At 56.8% G+C, this 14,922-nt stretch carries 14 protein-coding genes and 3 tRNA genes; 11 read left to right on the forward strand and 6 right to left on the reverse strand.

The window, feature by feature from the left end; all coding sequences use genetic code 11:
* The first annotated feature begins 300 nt into the window (after positions 1–300).
* The 3 genes from ACEE09_RS06495 (at position 301) to ACEE09_RS06505 (ending at position 2,555) form a co-directional block, all read left to right on the forward strand.
* The gene (locus ACEE09_RS06495) at positions 301–1,074 is read left to right on the forward strand and encodes a winged helix-turn-helix domain-containing protein (protein WP_449083153.1); all 774 of its coding nucleotides are present in this window, start codon (positions 301–303) and stop codon (positions 1,072–1,074) included.
* Between the two features lie 148 nt (positions 1,075–1,222).
* Positions 1,223–2,002 (forward strand): alpha/beta fold hydrolase, encoded by a 780-nt coding sequence (locus ACEE09_RS06500; protein ID WP_449083155.1) that lies wholly within the window; start codon positions 1,223–1,225, stop codon positions 2,000–2,002.
* Positions 2,003–2,021: 19 nt separating this feature from the next.
* Positions 2,022–2,555, forward strand: a complete 534-nt coding sequence (locus tag ACEE09_RS06505) for a SixA phosphatase family protein (protein ID WP_449083157.1) — start codon at positions 2,022–2,024, stop codon at positions 2,553–2,555.
* A gap of 39 nt (positions 2,556–2,594) precedes the next feature.
* Here the strand turns inward: ACEE09_RS06505 and ACEE09_RS06510 are convergent.
* A tRNA-Ser gene (locus ACEE09_RS06510) sits at positions 2,595–2,683 on the reverse strand.
* A 182-nt stretch (positions 2,684–2,865) separates the two neighbouring features.
* Here ACEE09_RS06510 and ACEE09_RS06515 point away from each other — a divergent pair.
* Complete coding sequence (locus ACEE09_RS06515; protein WP_449083159.1) at positions 2,866–3,270, forward strand: DUF4190 domain-containing protein; 405 nt, start codon at positions 2,866–2,868, stop codon at positions 3,268–3,270.
* Positions 3,271–3,437: 167 nt separating this feature from the next.
* Here the strand turns inward: ACEE09_RS06515 and ACEE09_RS06520 are convergent.
* A tRNA-Ser gene (locus ACEE09_RS06520) sits at positions 3,438–3,528 on the reverse strand.
* Positions 3,529–3,750: 222 nt separating this feature from the next.
* Here ACEE09_RS06520 and ACEE09_RS06525 point away from each other — a divergent pair.
* The 3 genes from ACEE09_RS06525 to ACEE09_RS06535 all read left to right on the forward strand — a co-directional run bounded on the left by ACEE09_RS06525 (position 3,751) and on the right by ACEE09_RS06535 (position 5,893).
* The gene (locus tag ACEE09_RS06525; RefSeq protein ID WP_449083161.1) at positions 3,751–4,254 is read left to right on the forward strand and encodes a dehydrogenase; all 504 of its coding nucleotides are present in this window, start codon (positions 3,751–3,753) and stop codon (positions 4,252–4,254) included.
* 122 nt (positions 4,255–4,376) lie between these two features.
* Positions 4,377–5,543, forward strand: a complete 1,167-nt coding sequence (locus ACEE09_RS06530; protein WP_449083163.1) for an acyltransferase family protein — start codon at positions 4,377–4,379, stop codon at positions 5,541–5,543.
* 113 nt (positions 5,544–5,656) lie between these two features.
* The gene (locus tag ACEE09_RS06535; RefSeq protein WP_449083164.1) at positions 5,657–5,893 is read left to right on the forward strand and encodes a hypothetical protein; all 237 of its coding nucleotides are present in this window, start codon (positions 5,657–5,659) and stop codon (positions 5,891–5,893) included.
* An 88-nt stretch (positions 5,894–5,981) separates the two neighbouring features.
* On the opposite strand, the gene ACEE09_RS06540 is transcribed toward ACEE09_RS06535, so the two are convergent.
* Positions 5,982–6,056, reverse strand: a tRNA-Thr gene (locus tag ACEE09_RS06540).
* Positions 6,057–6,201: 145 nt separating this feature from the next.
* Here ACEE09_RS06540 and ACEE09_RS06545 point away from each other — a divergent pair.
* From ACEE09_RS06545 to ACEE09_RS06560, 4 genes are all read left to right on the forward strand, one after another.
* Positions 6,202–7,338, forward strand: coding sequence for a histidinol-phosphate transaminase (locus ACEE09_RS06545; RefSeq protein ID WP_449083166.1), 1,137 nt, complete (start codon positions 6,202–6,204; stop codon positions 7,336–7,338).
* Positions 7,339–7,489: 151 nt separating this feature from the next.
* Positions 7,490–8,662: a thiamine pyrophosphate-dependent enzyme gene (locus tag ACEE09_RS06550; protein ID WP_449083168.1), complete on the forward strand. Its 1,173-nt coding sequence runs from the start codon at positions 7,490–7,492 to the stop codon at positions 8,660–8,662.
* Positions 8,663–8,665: 3 nt separating this feature from the next.
* On the forward strand, positions 8,666–9,667 hold the full coding sequence (locus ACEE09_RS06555) for an alpha-ketoacid dehydrogenase subunit beta (RefSeq protein ID WP_449083170.1): 1,002 nt from the start codon (positions 8,666–8,668) through the stop codon (positions 9,665–9,667).
* A 17-nt stretch (positions 9,668–9,684) separates the two neighbouring features.
* Positions 9,685–11,259, forward strand: a complete 1,575-nt coding sequence (locus ACEE09_RS06560) for a dihydrolipoamide acetyltransferase family protein (RefSeq protein WP_449083172.1) — start codon at positions 9,685–9,687, stop codon at positions 11,257–11,259.
* A gap of 417 nt (positions 11,260–11,676) precedes the next feature.
* Here ACEE09_RS06560 and ACEE09_RS06565 read toward each other — a convergent pair whose 3' ends face one another.
* The 3 genes from ACEE09_RS06565 to ACEE09_RS06575 all read right to left on the reverse strand — a co-directional run bounded on the left by ACEE09_RS06565 (position 11,677) and on the right by ACEE09_RS06575 (position 14,767).
* Positions 11,677–12,693 (reverse strand): hypothetical protein, encoded by a 1,017-nt coding sequence (locus ACEE09_RS06565; protein ID WP_449083174.1) that lies wholly within the window; start codon positions 12,691–12,693, stop codon positions 11,677–11,679.
* Positions 12,683–13,906 (reverse strand): sensor histidine kinase, encoded by a 1,224-nt coding sequence (locus ACEE09_RS06570; protein WP_449083176.1) that lies wholly within the window; start codon positions 13,904–13,906, stop codon positions 12,683–12,685. Before ACEE09_RS06570 ends, ACEE09_RS06565 begins: the two co-directional genes overlap by 11 nt.
* A 147-nt stretch (positions 13,907–14,053) precedes the next feature.
* A complete protein-coding gene (locus tag ACEE09_RS06575) occupies positions 14,054–14,767 on the reverse strand; it encodes a response regulator transcription factor (protein WP_237185161.1) in 714 nt (237 codons plus the stop codon).
* Positions 14,768–14,922 lie beyond the last annotated feature (155 nt).

Consider the following 14,922-nt stretch of genomic DNA (forward strand, 5'->3'; position numbering starts at 1 on the left):
ACGTTCTAGTTATTTACTTGCTTTATCAGGTAAAAATATGCAGAAAATCGGGGCTGATATTGCTTTATTTAGACTCTTAGGGTGAAAAAGTATGCTGTTGAATGTAAGGTTTTTCATGTTTACTGGCCCCTATTGAGGGGCTAGACTCAAATTAACGTAAAAAATAAGCGATTGTTACTTGCTTTAAGTACACATTCAGACAACGATTAAAAGCGGACAGTAGGCCTTCTACACAGGGTTTGCTCTCTAGTGGAACCACACACTCATTGCTCAACTCATTACAGGGAGAAGGTAGGCAAAATGTCAGGTGCACCGGGGTATGTTCACATCTCGCAGCGCAACCGTTCTGCCGCTCAGCGCCAACAGGGCGCAGCTGGTCATCAACGTGGTATCGCAAAGCAGCAACCCGCTAACCTTCGCCCTATGACCTATAAGCATGAGCCTCCACGCGTAGCTGCCCAGGAGAACGAGGCTCGCGGTTTCGTTATTTATGTGGGCCTGAGTGAAGAAGCCGCTGCCCAGCAGGGAACTTCTTTGGTGCGTATCGTGCAAGACACCCGTGCTTATGTGCAAGATCAGGTTCCTGGCGCTGAATCCTATGCGGCAGTGGCTCTGGCTCCTGCTGATGCGCAAGGTAGCGACCTTGAGGTCGTCCGTAACGCACTGGGTGACCCTACTGCCGTGCACTACCAGCCGGAGGTGGTCCCTGCGTCCGCTCATCACGGTAGCGAGGACGACAAGCCCACTCACTCTGTGGGTGTCTTGATTGATCTTTCCCGTCGTGAGGTCTACTTGGACGGCGAATTGCTGAACCTCACCTACAAAGAGTTTGAGCTTCTTAACTACCTGGTCGAAAATGGTCAGCGTACCGTAGCCCGTGAGGAACTTCTGACCAGCCTCTGGCACGATGCCGAAGAAATCCCCAACGAGCGCACTATTGATGTGCATATTCGCCGTCTGCGTTCTAAGCTAGGGCGCCTATCAAACACCGTGCGTACTGTGCGCGGTCAGGGCTACCGTTTCTATGAGCACCCCGAGGTTGTTGTCTGGGCAGCACCGGAATACTCCATCTAAACCCAGCCCCCTCAACGTAGCCCCTGCACCGGGGGCGGGCACCGCAACCAGCTCTCCAGCCTGGTAAGCGGTGCCCCTTTTTTTGTGTGAGGACGCCCCCGCTCACCTGCTGGGGGTCAGGTAAGTGAGCGGTAGTAGAGTAGATAGCATGACTGTTCCCACTCTGAAAACATCGCTCGTTGGTTCTGGCCCCCTTAAAACTGTCTTTTTGCATGGTTTGTTGGGGCGGGGTAAGAACTTTACCCGTATCGCTAAAGGCCTGGGGGAGGGCGTGCAAACCCTGCTTGTTGATTTGCCGAATCACGGGGCTAGCTTCTGGACAGAGAGCTTCGACTACCGGCAGATGGCTGATTTGGCGGCTGAAGCTGTTGAAGAGTTCGGGGCCGGTGAGCCTGTGGTGCTCATGGGGCACTCGATGGGCGGGAAGATCGCTATGCTCTTGGCTCTGCGGCACCCGCACCTGGTGAGCAAGCTGGTGGTCATTGATATTGCTCCCGGTGAGTCTAAGGGGAGTTTTGAGATTCTCATGGATTCTATGCTGAATCTGCCGATTGATACGTACACTACCCGCTCCCAGGCGGAGGCTGATTTGGCTGTTAACGTGCCGGTGGCCGGTACTCGGGCTTTTCTTTTGCAGAATTTGACCATGTCCAATGCTGGAAATTCCTGGGAACCTAACCTGACCATGCTGCGCCGTCATTTGCCTGAGATTATGGGCTGGCCAGGGGCTGAGGGTTCCTTTGAGAAGCCGGTCCTGTGGATAGCCGGTGGCGAATCGCCCTACATTACAGATGCTGATCTAGAACCTATGAAGGAGCTCTTTCCCCGGGTTCGCCGGGTGGTGATTAAGGGGGCTGGGCATTGGGTGCATTCTGAGAAGCCGGAAGAGACCATTTACCTGCTCAAGAGTTTTCTGGGGGTCAGCTAGAGCCGAGTAGGATGGTTCTATGACCGATTTCGCCTTGCCTCGTCACGATGCCCGCACCCTCATCATCATGCGTCATGCTGAGGCTGATTGGGGCCTTGATGATTTCAACCGGCCCTTGACCCGCCGCGGCAGTGAGCAGGCCAGGCGGGCAGGGCAGTGGCTGAAGCAGGAGGGTTTGGTGCCTGAGATGCTGGTGAGCTCAGCGGCCCTGCGGACGCGGCAGACCACAACCTGGGTGTCCGATGCTTTGGGGGAGAAAGCTCCTACCGCTAGCCTTGATGAGCGTCTCTATAATGCGCCTGCTTCGGCTCTACTGACCGCTATTAACCGCACCCCTTCAGGGGTGCAGTCCCTGATGTTGATTGCTCATCTGCCCGGTGTGCAGGACGCCGCCCTACAGTTGGCTCGCCCCGATTCAGATTATGAGGCACTTATGGATGCCTCCTACGGTTATGCCCCCTCGTCCCTCACCGTTTTTCAGGTGGTAGGAGATTGGGACCAGTTGGTTGAGGGTGAGGCGCGTCTGACTCATTTTGCGACATTTGGGGAATAGAAAAACCCCGGTTGACCAGGTCAACCGGGGTTTCGTGAGCGGAGACGGGGGGATTTGAACCCCCGGTCGAGTTTAACCCCGACCCTTCATTAGCAGTGAAGTCCATTCGGCCGCTCTGGCACGTCTCCATAGTCTGTGCAGAGGCTCGTCAACGTGGCCTAGCAACACAGCTCTACCCATACTAGCCATAAAAGTAGCCGGGGTCAAAACCTTAGGAGTTAGTTTAGTAAGGCGAACTCTAGGGGCTTAAAAATGTGGACTGGTAAACTAGAGTGGTATCACCCCAAAACCTCACCATCAGGAAATAGGTATGTCAGAGTCTTACACCCCAAACACCCCAAACGCTTCTCAGAACTCCGAGCAGACACACGGCTCCTACAGCGCTCCTGCTCAACAGCAGCCTTCCTCAACTGAAACCTATACCCAGCAGCCTTACGGCCAGTGGGCCCCTGTTAGCCCTGAAGGGCAGAAACACTCGCAGAATGCTCTGCTGTTTGGCATCCTGGGCATCGTCGTCTCAGGTCTTGGGCTAATCTTCGGCCCCCTGGCTCTTTCCCAGGCCCGTAAGGCGGAATCATACGGTGTTGAGGCTACTGCTGGTAAGGTGACCGGCTGGATTGGTCTGGGCCTGGGTATTATCGCCGTACTTTTCTTCCTTATTTATCTTGTCTTTATTGTCGTATTTATTGGTGCAACGGCCACCAGTGGCTACTAACGGGAGCTTATTTAATAGCTAGAGGTGGGGTAGGCGTTAAGGCCTGCCCCACTTTTTGTATCTTGGTCTCTTGTCTCTGTCTTTTTGGCTTTAGCCCGGTAGCCCCATAGTGGGTAGCTTCAGCGAGGGCATGAAAAAACCCGCTCCCTTGCGGAAGCGGGTTTTCGTGGCGGATGGTGTGGGATTTGAACCCACGAGACGGGGTTGCCGCCTACTGGTTTTCAAGACCAGCTCCTTCGGCCGCTCGGACAACCATCCAAACTGTGCTCAAGCACTTCTACAATGTTACACAGCTGTGGCTTTAAAGCAAAATACTAGTGCTTGTGCCCTTGCTCTCCTTAGAGAGCGAACCTGCTTAACCGCTCACCCCTCAAGAGCCTGGCGATGAGGGAAGTCCGAGGTAAGATGCCGTTCCATCCTCCTACCCCAGGGTAGATATTAGAGTAACCTAAGCATGTAGTCCTCGTAAAAGGAGCACCCGTGGGTATCAAAGACTTCCTACACCATCGCAGGGATGACGCCGAACTCGGCAAAGGCCTCTGGCGCCGCGCCCACGACCGCTTTGTGCGAGGCCTCAACCGTTTCCACCAGATCCTTGAACGCATCCCTGCCGGGCCTACCTTCGACCAGCTCGTACCCCTTGCTAATGACCTGGCAGACCTGCTACCGCGCGTCCGCACCATCGCAACCGAGGCACAGCGCCTGGCCCCCAGCGCATCAAATGATATTCCTGCCTCACCCACCGGCATCTACTCCGACCTGCACCGGGCCCTCTCCAAGGCCGGCAATTCCCTAGCCCTTTGCGCTGAAGCCCTGGCCATGTTGCACTGCACCGGTGAGAGCACCGTCTCAACCGCCACCATCGCCCGCCGAATCGAAGCAGTAGAGCAACACCTTAAGGACGCCCAAGCCCACCTAGATGCCGCCCGGGAAGAATCGCTTACCTCAGTGCCCTCACCAGGTGCCATCAGCTCTAGGGTCTAGCTATCCCCTAAAAAGCGCCTGCCCGCCTGTGGCCTGAGCCGGTAAGGTAGTGGGGTGCCCCTTCGCGCTTTCTCAGGGCACCGCTAGACATCGCACCGAAATGAGAAGGGGACTTCTAGGCTATGAACCGCTACGCCCACATTGACGCAATGCGCGCTTTTGCGGTACTTCTGGTGGTTTTCTCCCACGCCGGGCTGACCTTCGTGCCAGGTGGGTCAGGTGTCACGATTTTCTTTGCAATCTCTGGTTTCATCATCACCTACCTGCTCTTGCGAGAACGCGATAAGACTGGTGGCTTTGATGTAGCGGGCTTCTATATTCGCCGCTTGCTCAAGATTGCCCCGCCCCTGATTCTTGCGATTGTGATCCCTACGCTGATATATCGGGCGATGGGTGGGGCCGTCGACACCCTGGACTTTCTAGGGCAGATTTTCTTCTTCTTTAACCTGCGCTACCTAGACTCGCAGATTACGGTGCTACCGGGTACGCATGTGATGTGGTCTCTGTCGATTGAAGAACAGTTCTACCTGGTCTTTGCCCTGATTTGGCTGGTGCTGGTGCGCTGGGGAGCCTACCGGCGGGCCCTGACTGTGCTCGGGGTGGCTGTGGCGCTCTATTCTTCGCTCTCGCGCTGGGTGCTCCATGATGCAGGGGCAAGTGCCGACCGTATCTATTTTGGTACCGATACCCGCATGGAGGCTATCGCTATCGGTATGCTCACCGCCCTCTGGTATCACCGCTATGCTAGGGACGAGATAGTGTTGGGTCGCAAGATAACTGGCCGCCACTACCGGCCAGGTGCCCTGGCCTGGGGCGGACGCACCATTCCGCTTCTAGGGCGCAACTGGGTGTTCTGCGCCGCCCTGGGGGTTTACCTACTGACCTTGGTGATTCGTGATGATACCTTCCGCGATACGGTGCGCTATTCCCTCCAGGCCTGGGCTGCTTCTGCCATCATGCTCTGGGGCTTAGTTGCCTCGCGTCAGCCTCTAGGGGCTGCGGTGCACCGTTTCTTGGCCTGGCGCCCCCTACAGCTCATTGGCCTCTCAAGCTACAGCATCTACCTGGTGCACGATGTGCTCTTCAAAGCCCTAGAACCCCACCTGCACGGGCTACCCAACCCAGCACAGGTTGCCCTGCTGGCCCCCCTGGGGGTAGCTGCCGGTGTGGCTATCTACCTGGTGGTTGAAGTGCCGGTTATGCATTTCAAAGACCGCCACTTCGGGGCAGGGTGGAAGAAAGAGCCCGGGGCCGTTGATACGGCAGGGCCCATGGGCACCAAAAGCTAGTAGGTGCCACGAGCTAGTAGGCAGCAAGATCTAGTAGGTACCCAAGAGCTAAAGTAGCCCCTCACTACGGGCTGCTGCGATAGCTGACCGGGGCCGGCGGTAGGATAGGTGGTGTGAAGAATTACTTTGGTTTCCAAACACGCAGGACACCCGGCGGCGGCTTTTCTGCCGGGTTCTTGCTGCTCTTTGCCCTGCTTCTTATTCCTTCAGGTGCGCTCTGGGGCTTCTACCGTTGGCTTTTTGCTAACGATACTCACCTGCTGGTGGTGCCTTTTTTGGCGGCAGTGACCGCCTGGATTTGGGCTTACCTGATTGGTTATGGGGCTGATAACCACATGGGGGAGGACTAGCCCACCAGCTACCCCAGGCTGAAGGGGGGGCATAAAAAATCTCGCATCGACTTCACCTGAACCGGCGCTTGATGCGAGATTTTAGTTATGGAGCCCCCAGTCGGATTTGAACCGACGACCTTTTCTTTACGAGGGAAATGCTCTACCCCTGAGCTATGGAGGCCTGTTCTCACCCCTGATTGAGGGGGCGAACGAAAGAAAACTTTACCAGATATACAGGCCTGCAACCACTGACTGGGTGTATCACTGGCTGAAAGAAGGGCGCCCCAACCCTAGGTTTTATGGCTCTCACCACTAGAATGGGTGGCATGACAAGTTCACAGCGTTCCGGGCTGAACCCCCGCCCGGTCTTTACCCAGCTCCCTCAGTACGCCGCAGGCAAGCCCCCGGCGCAGGTAGAGGGCCTGACCCAGTACAAGCTCTCATCCAATGAGAACCCCTTCGGACCAGTAGCCTCAGTGGCTGGTCTCTTAGCTGAGTTCGATACTGTGCACCGCTACCCCGACCCGCTCTCCACCGCCTTGCGCACCTCCTTGGGGGAGCACCTGGGGGTTAACCCTGATGATATTGTCACCGGTGCAGGTAGCCTGGGCGCTTTAACCCAGATTCTGGCTACTTTCGCAGGGACCCACGCCGATGGCGTCCAAGACGAAGTGATATATGCCTGGCGCTCTTTTGAGGCTTACCCGATTTGTGTGGGCCTAGCCGGTGCTAAGAGTGTTCAGGTGCCTAACCTGCCTAATGGTGCCCACGACCTTGATGCTATGGCAGCAGCGGTAACTGACCAGACCCGCGTCATTCTGATCTGCACCCCCAATAACCCCACCGGCCCGGCCGTCACTGAAAGCCAGGTGCGTAACTTCCTGGTTAAGGTGCCCAGCGATGTGCTGGCGGTTATCGACGAGGCTTACTTTGAGTTCTGTGCGGCCTCTGAGATCCCTGAGGGGCAGGAGCCTCCCGTCAATGGTCTGGACGTATACCCCGACTACCCCAACGTCGCTATTTTGCGTACCTTCTCTAAGGCCCAGGGACTAGCGGGTCTGCGCGTGGGCTATTCCATCACCCACCCTGAGGTCACCGCCCACCTGCGCGTAGGTGCCACCCCCTTTGCGGTGAGCGCCCTGGCAGAGCGGGCCGCTATTGCATCTATCGAGCACACGGATGAGGTCATGGAACGCGTAGAGCACCTGGTTGCTGAGCGTGAAAAGATGGTTACCGGGCTGAAGAACCTGGGCTACTGGGTGCCAGAAACCCGCGCCAACTTCGTCTGGCTGCCCCTGGGGGAGCACTCCACTGCTTTCGCCGCCCTGGCTGAGGCCAATGCCCTGGCTGTGCGTGCTTTTGCTGGGGAAGGGGTGCGGGTGAGCATCGGTGAGGACCAAGCTAACGCCCGCCTGCTTAAAATTGCTGAAGAGTTCGAAGAACGCACCACCGAGCCCCGCTAAGAGGGCAGGACGCAGGCGGGCGGGGAAACCTGCCCGCCCACCCCTAAAGGTAGGTGCAATTATTCCCTCAAAAGCCTAAAAATAGACTCTTCCTGCCTGCAGCAGGCGTAGGGTTAAGCAAAGGTAGTAACAGAGCAAGACCGGAGACTCCATGTCACAGACGCACACCCCCACCAACCGCTGGGGAACGCCAGAGCGTATCCAGCTCCTGAACGAAGCAGGTGAAGTTACCCCTCACACCAGCTTCTCCACCTATGCCGACGAGCTGACCGGCGACGATCTCAAAGACATGTACCGCACCATGGCCCTGACCCGCCGCTTCTGTGAGGAAATGACCTCCCTGCAGCGCCAGGGGCAGCTGGCCCTGTGGGTTCCCTCCACCGGCCAGGAGGCGGCCCAGGTGGCGTCCGCCCGTGCCCTTGCCGCCAATGACTACATTTTCCCCTCTTACCGGGAGCACGGGGTTCTGCTAGAGCGCGGCATCACCCCCGAAGAAATTACCCCTCTCTTCCGGGGCACCGCCACCTTAGGGTGGGATGCTAAAAAACATAACGTGCACCCCTACACCCTGGTGCTGGCAGCCCAGGTGCTGCACGCCACCGGCTACGCTATGGGCCTGAACCTTGACGCTGAGATTCAGGCAGAAACCGGCCAGGCCCAGACCGGCCAGGGGCAGGGCACCGACCCGGCAGGTGATACCGAGAAACCTGCTGTTGCCGTCTACTTTGGTGATGGTTCCAGCACAGAAGGCGATGTGCATGAGTCCATGGTCTTTGCCGCCAGCTATAACGCGCCCGTCCTTTTCTTTGTGCAAAACAACCGGTGGGCTATTTCTGTGCCCTTTAGCGTGCAATCTCGTGTGCCTATCTCAACCCGCGCCGCAGGCTACGGCTTTGAGGGCCTGCGCGTGGACGGCAACGACGTACTAGCTGTCTACGCTGTCACCCGCTACGCCATGGAAAAAATTAGGGCAGGGGAGGGGCCGGTGCTCATTGAGGCCGAAACCTACCGTATGGGTCCCCACACCACAGCGGATGACCCCACCAAGTACCGCCCCGAAGATCACCAGGCCACTTATGAGCCCCTAGACCCCATGGCGCGCCTGGAAGCGCACTTGCGCTCTACCGGCCAGGCAGACGATGCTTTCTTCCAGGAGATCGCTACCTTCACCCAGGAGCAGGTCAAGGGCGTGCGCTCTTACGTTCTGGCCAGTGAAGCTGAAGATTTTGAGACTTACCTGGACCGCGCCTACGTGGCCCCCCACCAGCAGGTTGAGGACGACCGCTCCTTCTACCGCGCCTACAACGACGGCTTCGAGGACTAACCTATGGCAGAGCAGAACCCCCAGCAGACAACCGAAACCCTGACCCTAGCTAAGGCCATTACCCGGGCCTTGCACGATGAGATGACCACCAACCGCAAGGTGCTGGCCCTGGGTGAGGACATCGGCAAACTTGGCGGTGTCTACCGCGTGACCGATGGCCTGCAAGAAATCTTTGGCCCTACCCGCGTCATGGACACCCCCTTGGGTGAGGCTGGCATTATCGGCACCTCTATCGGCATGGCCCTGCGCGGCTACCGGCCCGTACCTGAAATCCAGTTCGATGGTTTCGTTTTCCCCGGCTTTAACCAGATCACCTCCCAGCTTTCTAAAATGCATGGACGCACCCACGGCCAGTACCAGGTGCCTGTCACTGTGCGTATTCCTTACGGTGGCATGATTGGTTCGATTGAGCATCACTCTGAGTCCCCTGAGGCGCTCTTTACCCACACCCCGGGTCTGCGCGTGGTCACTCCTTCATCGCCTCACGATGCCTACTGGATGCTGCGTAAGGCCATTGCCCACCCGGACCCGGTGATTTATTTTGAGCCTAAGCGCCGCTACTGGATGAAGGGTGAGGTTGATTTTTCAGATACCAACTTTGACCCCTTTAGCGCCCAGGTGGTGCGTGAGGGTGAGGATCTGACAATTGCCACCTACGGCCCGCTGGTTCCGGTGGCTCTAGCTGCTGCCGAGGCGGCACGAGAGGACGGCCACTCTATCGAGGTCATTGATCTACGCTCGCTTTCACCTCTGGATGTTCCCACTATTGAGGCTTCGGTTCAGAAAACTGGGCGTCTTGTGGTGGCTCATGAGGCTTCTGCTTTTGGTGGTATCGGCTCAGATGTTGCTGCTGCTATTACGGAGCGTTGCTTCTACCACCTGGAGGCTCCGGTGATTCGTGTGGGTAGCTACCATATTCCTTACCCTGTTTCTCGTGTTGAAGAAGAGCATGTGCCCGGTATTGACCGCCTGCTCGAAGCCGTCGATCGCTCCTTGGCCTACTAGGGCCTGAAAGGCATACCATGTCACAGATGTTTAACCTGCCCGATGTGGGCGAAGGCCTCACTGAGGCAGAAATCCTGAGCTGGAAAGTAGCCCCCGGCGATACTGTCGGTATCAACGATGTGCTTGTTGAAATTGAGACAGCTAAGTCGGTCGTTGAACTGCCCTCACCCTATGAGGGCACCGTGGAAGAGCTGCTGGTGGCTGAGGGTGAGACGGTTGAGGTTGGCACCCCCATTATTTCAATCGCTGGTGAGGGTGCTGCAAGCGCTCCCCAGGGGGCAGATGAGACAGCGGCGGGCGGACGTCCGGACGCTGCCTCCCAGCCAGCCCCGAATAAGCCTCTCACTGAGGAAGAGGGCGGGGGTAGCGCCCTGGTGGGTTCTGGCCCTAAGGCTGACCCCGTCAAACGCCGTGCCCGTAAGAAGATGGCGGCCTCGGCAGCTACTAGCGCCACCCCGTCGCCTGCTGCGCCTGTTGATACGCCCACCCAGCCTTTGGCTGCCTCTCATGACTCCTCTGCTGATGCCCCTCTGGCTTCTGCTCTTTTCTCTGCCGATAGCCGCCGTCAGATACTGAGCGGCCTGCCAGCCCGCGCAGGTAAGTTGCTGAGCGAAAATGGTATGGGCGGTGTGCTCCGCCGCCTGGGTAACCAGGACCTTCCTGCTGAGACTGGCACTAGTGAGGTGCCGCGCCGCCAGCCCCTAGCTAAGCCTCCTGTGCGGAAGGCCGCCCAGGATATGGGCATTGACCTGGCCCAGGTCACCCCCACCGGTGAGCAGGGGCAGGTCACTAAACGCGACCTCCTCAACTATGCAGCTCACTTGAGCCTCTCTGAGCAGGCCACCGTCACCGATACTGCTGACCCGACCAGCTTCTGGATTCCAGCAGGTGTTGGTGGTGACCGCATCGAGCGGATCAAGGTGAAGGGTGTGCGTAAGGCGACCGCTAAGGCCATGGTTGAGTCAGCATTCAAGGCCCCGCACGTCTCAATTTTTGTTGACGTGGACGCTACCCGCACCATGGAATTTGTTAAGCGTCTTAAAAAATCTCCTCAGTTTGAGGGGGTTAAGGTGACTCCGCTGCTGATTCTGGCTAAGGCCGTCATTTGGGCTACAGCCCGCACCCCGCAGGTCAATGCCACCTGGACTGATTCTGAGATTCAAATTAAGCACTTCATGAACCTGGGTATTGCCGCAGCTACCCCGCGTGGGCTGATGGTACCTAACATCAAGGACGCCCACACCATGAACCTGCGAGAGCTGGCCCTTGCTCTTAACGACCTGACCCTCAGGGCTCGTGAGGGCAAGACTCAGCCTGCTGAAATGCAGCAGGGCACCATGACCATCACCAATATCGGTTCACTGGGTATTGATACGGGAACTCCCATCATTAACCCCGGCGAGGCTGCCATTATCGCCTTTGGCACTATTAAGCAGAAGCCCTGGGTAGTCGATGGGGAAGTTATTCCCCGCTGGGTTACTACCCTAGGTGGTTCTTTCGATCACCGTGTGCTTGATGGTGATCTTTCAGCTAAATTCTTGGCTGATGTGGCTTCAATTCTGGAAGAACCTGCCCTGCTTCTTGATATGTAAGCAGAGAGAAGAAGCGCAGAAGCAGCGTTAACATAGTGAGGCTCCCACCTGATAGGTGGGAGCCTCACAACGTTAAGGTACGAAACCCGGAGTATAATCCGAATTATCTCCCCCAAGAAATCCGAAGCTATGGGCCTTAGGCCCATGGTAGGTTCAGGTCTCGTAGGTTACCTTATGCCCTTGAGGTGCTTTCTATAAAATATCTGGGTCAGTCCCCCAACGTCGCCAGAACACTAAGTCCCCCGACTTAGTGCTAGAGCACTCAAGTTACTATAAATTCTAGCTGAGGTGAGCTGGCCCTGTATGTCCTCATATAGGGCGACACTAGAGCTTAAAGCGTGGGCAGCAAGGGGGAACGCTTCCCTCACACCGCCCACAAAACCTCCCCAAACCAGGGAAGGGCAGCCCTAGAAACGCCTAGAAACGCTCAATCACACCGGTCTGAGAAATCTCAATAGCACTAGGGTCTTCACCCTCAGAATTACCGTCATGCACCAGCATCACAGCCGTATCATCATCAGAGGGGAAAGCCCGCACCGTGATAGTACCGCCTGAGGCGTTATCAAAAAGATCCACCGCGCACTGGGTGAGCGCCGCAGCTACCCGAGAGGGCAAAGCTGAACCGCGCTCGTCCAAAATATCGACCTTCACACCGCGCTGACGAGCCAACCAGGCAGCATCCAGGATCTCCTTATTCACGATATAGCGGCCGCGAATCGTATCGCGCAATTGGGCCTCAGTGAAGCGGAACTCGTCCATCTCAGCGCGGGTGACAGGTGAACCGTTATAGGCGATACGGTGCAACATATCTTCGGTCAGTGTGCGCACTTCTTGCACACGCTGGGTAGCGATAGCACCCATATCAGTCTCTTCAGCACGCCCTGCATCGGCGATAATACGCATACCGCGGGCCTGCCGGGTCTTTGACACCGCCTGCTCAATTTGCTGAGGCACAACCATACTGACCACCATCAGCAAAGAAGGAATAGCGAACTCGGTAGAAAGGGCCAAGCGGGAAGCAAAATAGTTGGTGTGCCAGCTAAGCACCAAGACTACAAACCCAATAAAGAAGAGCCAGCCAAAAAAAGTATGGCGGCGCAAGACCAAGCCCACCGCAAGTAGGGTATAGGCCATGAGAGGCCAGAAGAGATTAGCGAAAGTTACCGAATGGCTCATAGAGCCCAAGGTGGTATCGACCGAGTTCAGGGCCAAGACCAAGATGATAGGCAACATAACATCAGGCAGGGCCAAGCGTTTAGTAGGCAGGAAAACCGGTAAGGCAGCTAGGGCATAGGGGCTTAAAATGATGGCCCAGTGCGGGGCACGGGTAATGGTGTAGTGGTTGTACCAGAAGAAAAAAGACCCCAAAATCAGCAGGGTAACAGTGCTCAAGACCAGGGTGAGAATACGGGAACGGTAGTACTTAGCCAGCATTGGGTTCCTCATGAGGCCATTGGACAACCACCCTCGTGCCCTTTTCCGGAGCCGAGCTGATGGTGACCCTACCGCCGGCCTCCTCCATGGAACGGATCATAGATACACGCACACCCAGGCGACGGAAATCAATATCACTGACAGAAAACCCCTGACCCCTATCTGAAATCGTACAAAGAATATAGGGGCGTACCTCATCGGAGCGGGTGGAGTTGAAAGGGCGGCGCATCTCTGTACGAATCGAGATTTGAGTGGTGCGAGTCCCCGAGTGACGGGCAGAGTTAGAAACCGCCTCGGTCACAGCATGGGTAAAGGCCCGAGCCGCAGTATAGGGGAGGGTAGAGTCAGGGCTGGCTAGGGGGTGCTTTTCAACGGAGTCAGAGACAAAACGTAGACGCTGGTTCCAGGGCTCTACACCCTCTGCTATCTGCTCGGTGAGAGCCTGGAAAGTGATAGGGCGCTGGGGCTGAGATTTAAGGGCCTCTTCTTCGAGTACAGCGATAGCACGGCGGGCCAAGAGGCGGGTGCGCTGGGGGAGTTCACCGGGGTTACGGCTGGCATCGAGTAGGGCGGCCATGACATTATCGTGCACCAGCTTGTCGAAGTCCTGAAGCTCTTTGGAATAGTCGCGGGAACGGTTGAGTAGTAGCTGAGCAGAAAGAGTCTCGTAGTAGGTCTTATCTGATTCTCGTACAGCGTTGAGGGCAAAGCGGGCCAGCCCAGCCAGCAGGGCACAGCAGAAAAGGAGATAAGCTACCCGAATGGTAAGGTCTACGCCATTGAGAGGGGCACCTGTGAGCAGATGAGCTGCCATTGAACTGGCCACAAGAAGCGCAGGAGAGACTAGACAGTGAAGAATACTTGCACGGGGGCTTTCTTCAAAGACCGGCACCAGCATGGCATAGATACCAAAGAGCCAAGACCAGGGGATAGCTGAATGCTCAGCCCCTGCACTAAAAGGCCACAGAACATAAGACCCGTAGCCAATAAACAGCATGAGACTAACGACCTTAGCTGAGACTTCCTTACGGATGCCGTTGAAGGTCAGTAGAGCTGCGTGGATAGTCAGCAAAGGAAAAATCGCTAGAAACCAGTAGGAGTCGCCCCCACGGGTCTCAGAGACATTAGCAAGAGACTGGCAGAGCAGCCCCACAGCAACCAGGGAGTAGATGATTTCCAAGGTGCAGTAGAGGCCGAAGGAGCTCGGCCCCATGAGCCGCTGCTGCCCGGTGGTGAGTGAGAGCGACTTGAAAGAGAAAGAACGGAGGCGGTCCGCCCGCGACGGTTGTAGCGCGTGGGCTAGATCCCGGGAAGCGCCGCCGGTGGTGGTAGACAGGGTGCGTCCTTAAATCTTTACGTCTTAGAGGTTACGGTCTGCGGTGGAGGTATCTTCCATAGAATCAACAAGGCCGTCTTCGATGGCACGAATACGCAGGTCAATTTTGGTGGGCGCAGGGCGGCCTACACGGGCGTACTTTTCGCGGATACGGTCAATATTGGTTTTAACCGCTGACTGCTTGATACCCATGCGGCGGGCTACCTGCACCTGGGCGAAACCTGAGGCGTAAAGACGCAGGGTTTCTTGTTCACGCGGTGAGAGGTTAGCGCGGGAGAACTCGTGGTCACCGTCAATAGCTGCCGCCAGCTCTTTAGTGACCACGGCCTTACCTTCAGCAATGTTCTTGGCTTCTGCCAGGGCGTGCTCTAGGGGCTCTGATTTGCGTACCAGACCCAGGGCACCAGCCTTCAGGGCCTCACGAATAAGGCCGGGGTTCTCACCGATGCTGAAGATGAGCACCTTAATACCGGCACGCTGCAGAATATCGACGTTTTCTGAGGGGCGGGACTTATCTTGCAAGGAGAGATCAAGGAGCACAACATCGCAGTCGCGTTTGAGCTTACCCAAATCAGCGGACGAGGGGTCAGATAGGCTACGGCCTAGAGCAACGAGAAGATCAGCTGCGGTGGGGGCTGCGGCAACCAGTTCGATTTCACTGGCGCCGGCTGCAACTGCCCGCATACCCTCGCGGACGACCTCGTGGTCATCGACAATGCCTACACGTACTACGCTCATATTCCCTACTTACCTGGTGTGCTGGGGCGACCTCCACCGGCAGGTGGCGGCTGCTCGTCGGTTGCGCTGCGTGGTGCGGTGACCCGACTGAGTATTCTTCTTGAAATATTTTACAGCCAAAATGTGCTCTCTGTGCCCAAGTGTGGTGGCTGTGA

This window comes from Rothia sp. 88186D007BW, assembly GCF_053544215.1.

Bases quoted from the DNA above. Each gene is read 5' to 3' on its own strand.
- ACEE09_RS06560 (WP_449083172.1), top strand. From the start codon at position 9,685: ATGTCACAGATGTTTAACCTGCCCGATGTGGGCGAAGGCCTCACTGAG.
- ACEE09_RS06530 (WP_449083163.1), top strand. From the start codon at position 4,377: ATGAACCGCTACGCCCACATTGACGCAATGCGCGCTTTTGCGGTACTT.
- ACEE09_RS06565 (WP_449083174.1), bottom strand. From the start codon at position 12,693: ATGCTGGCTAAGTACTACCGTTCCCGTATTCTCACCCTGGTCTTGAGC.
- ACEE09_RS06495 (WP_449083153.1), top strand. From the start codon at position 301: ATGTCAGGTGCACCGGGGTATGTTCACATCTCGCAGCGCAACCGTTCT.
- ACEE09_RS06550 (WP_449083168.1), top strand. From the start codon at position 7,490: ATGTCACAGACGCACACCCCCACCAACCGCTGGGGAACGCCAGAGCGT.
- ACEE09_RS06575 (WP_237185161.1), bottom strand. From the start codon at position 14,767: ATGAGCGTAGTACGTGTAGGCATTGTCGATGACCACGAGGTCGTCCGC.
- ACEE09_RS06500 (WP_449083155.1), top strand. From the start codon at position 1,223: ATGACTGTTCCCACTCTGAAAACATCGCTCGTTGGTTCTGGCCCCCTT.
- ACEE09_RS06505 (WP_449083157.1), top strand. From the start codon at position 2,022: ATGACCGATTTCGCCTTGCCTCGTCACGATGCCCGCACCCTCATCATC.
- ACEE09_RS06555 (WP_449083170.1), top strand. From the start codon at position 8,666: ATGGCAGAGCAGAACCCCCAGCAGACAACCGAAACCCTGACCCTAGCT.
- ACEE09_RS06545 (WP_449083166.1), top strand. From the start codon at position 6,202: ATGACAAGTTCACAGCGTTCCGGGCTGAACCCCCGCCCGGTCTTTACC.
- ACEE09_RS06570 (WP_449083176.1), bottom strand. From the start codon at position 13,906: ATGGGGCCGAGCTCCTTCGGCCTCTACTGCACCTTGGAAATCATCTAC.
- ACEE09_RS06515 (WP_449083159.1), top strand. From the start codon at position 2,866: ATGTCAGAGTCTTACACCCCAAACACCCCAAACGCTTCTCAGAACTCC.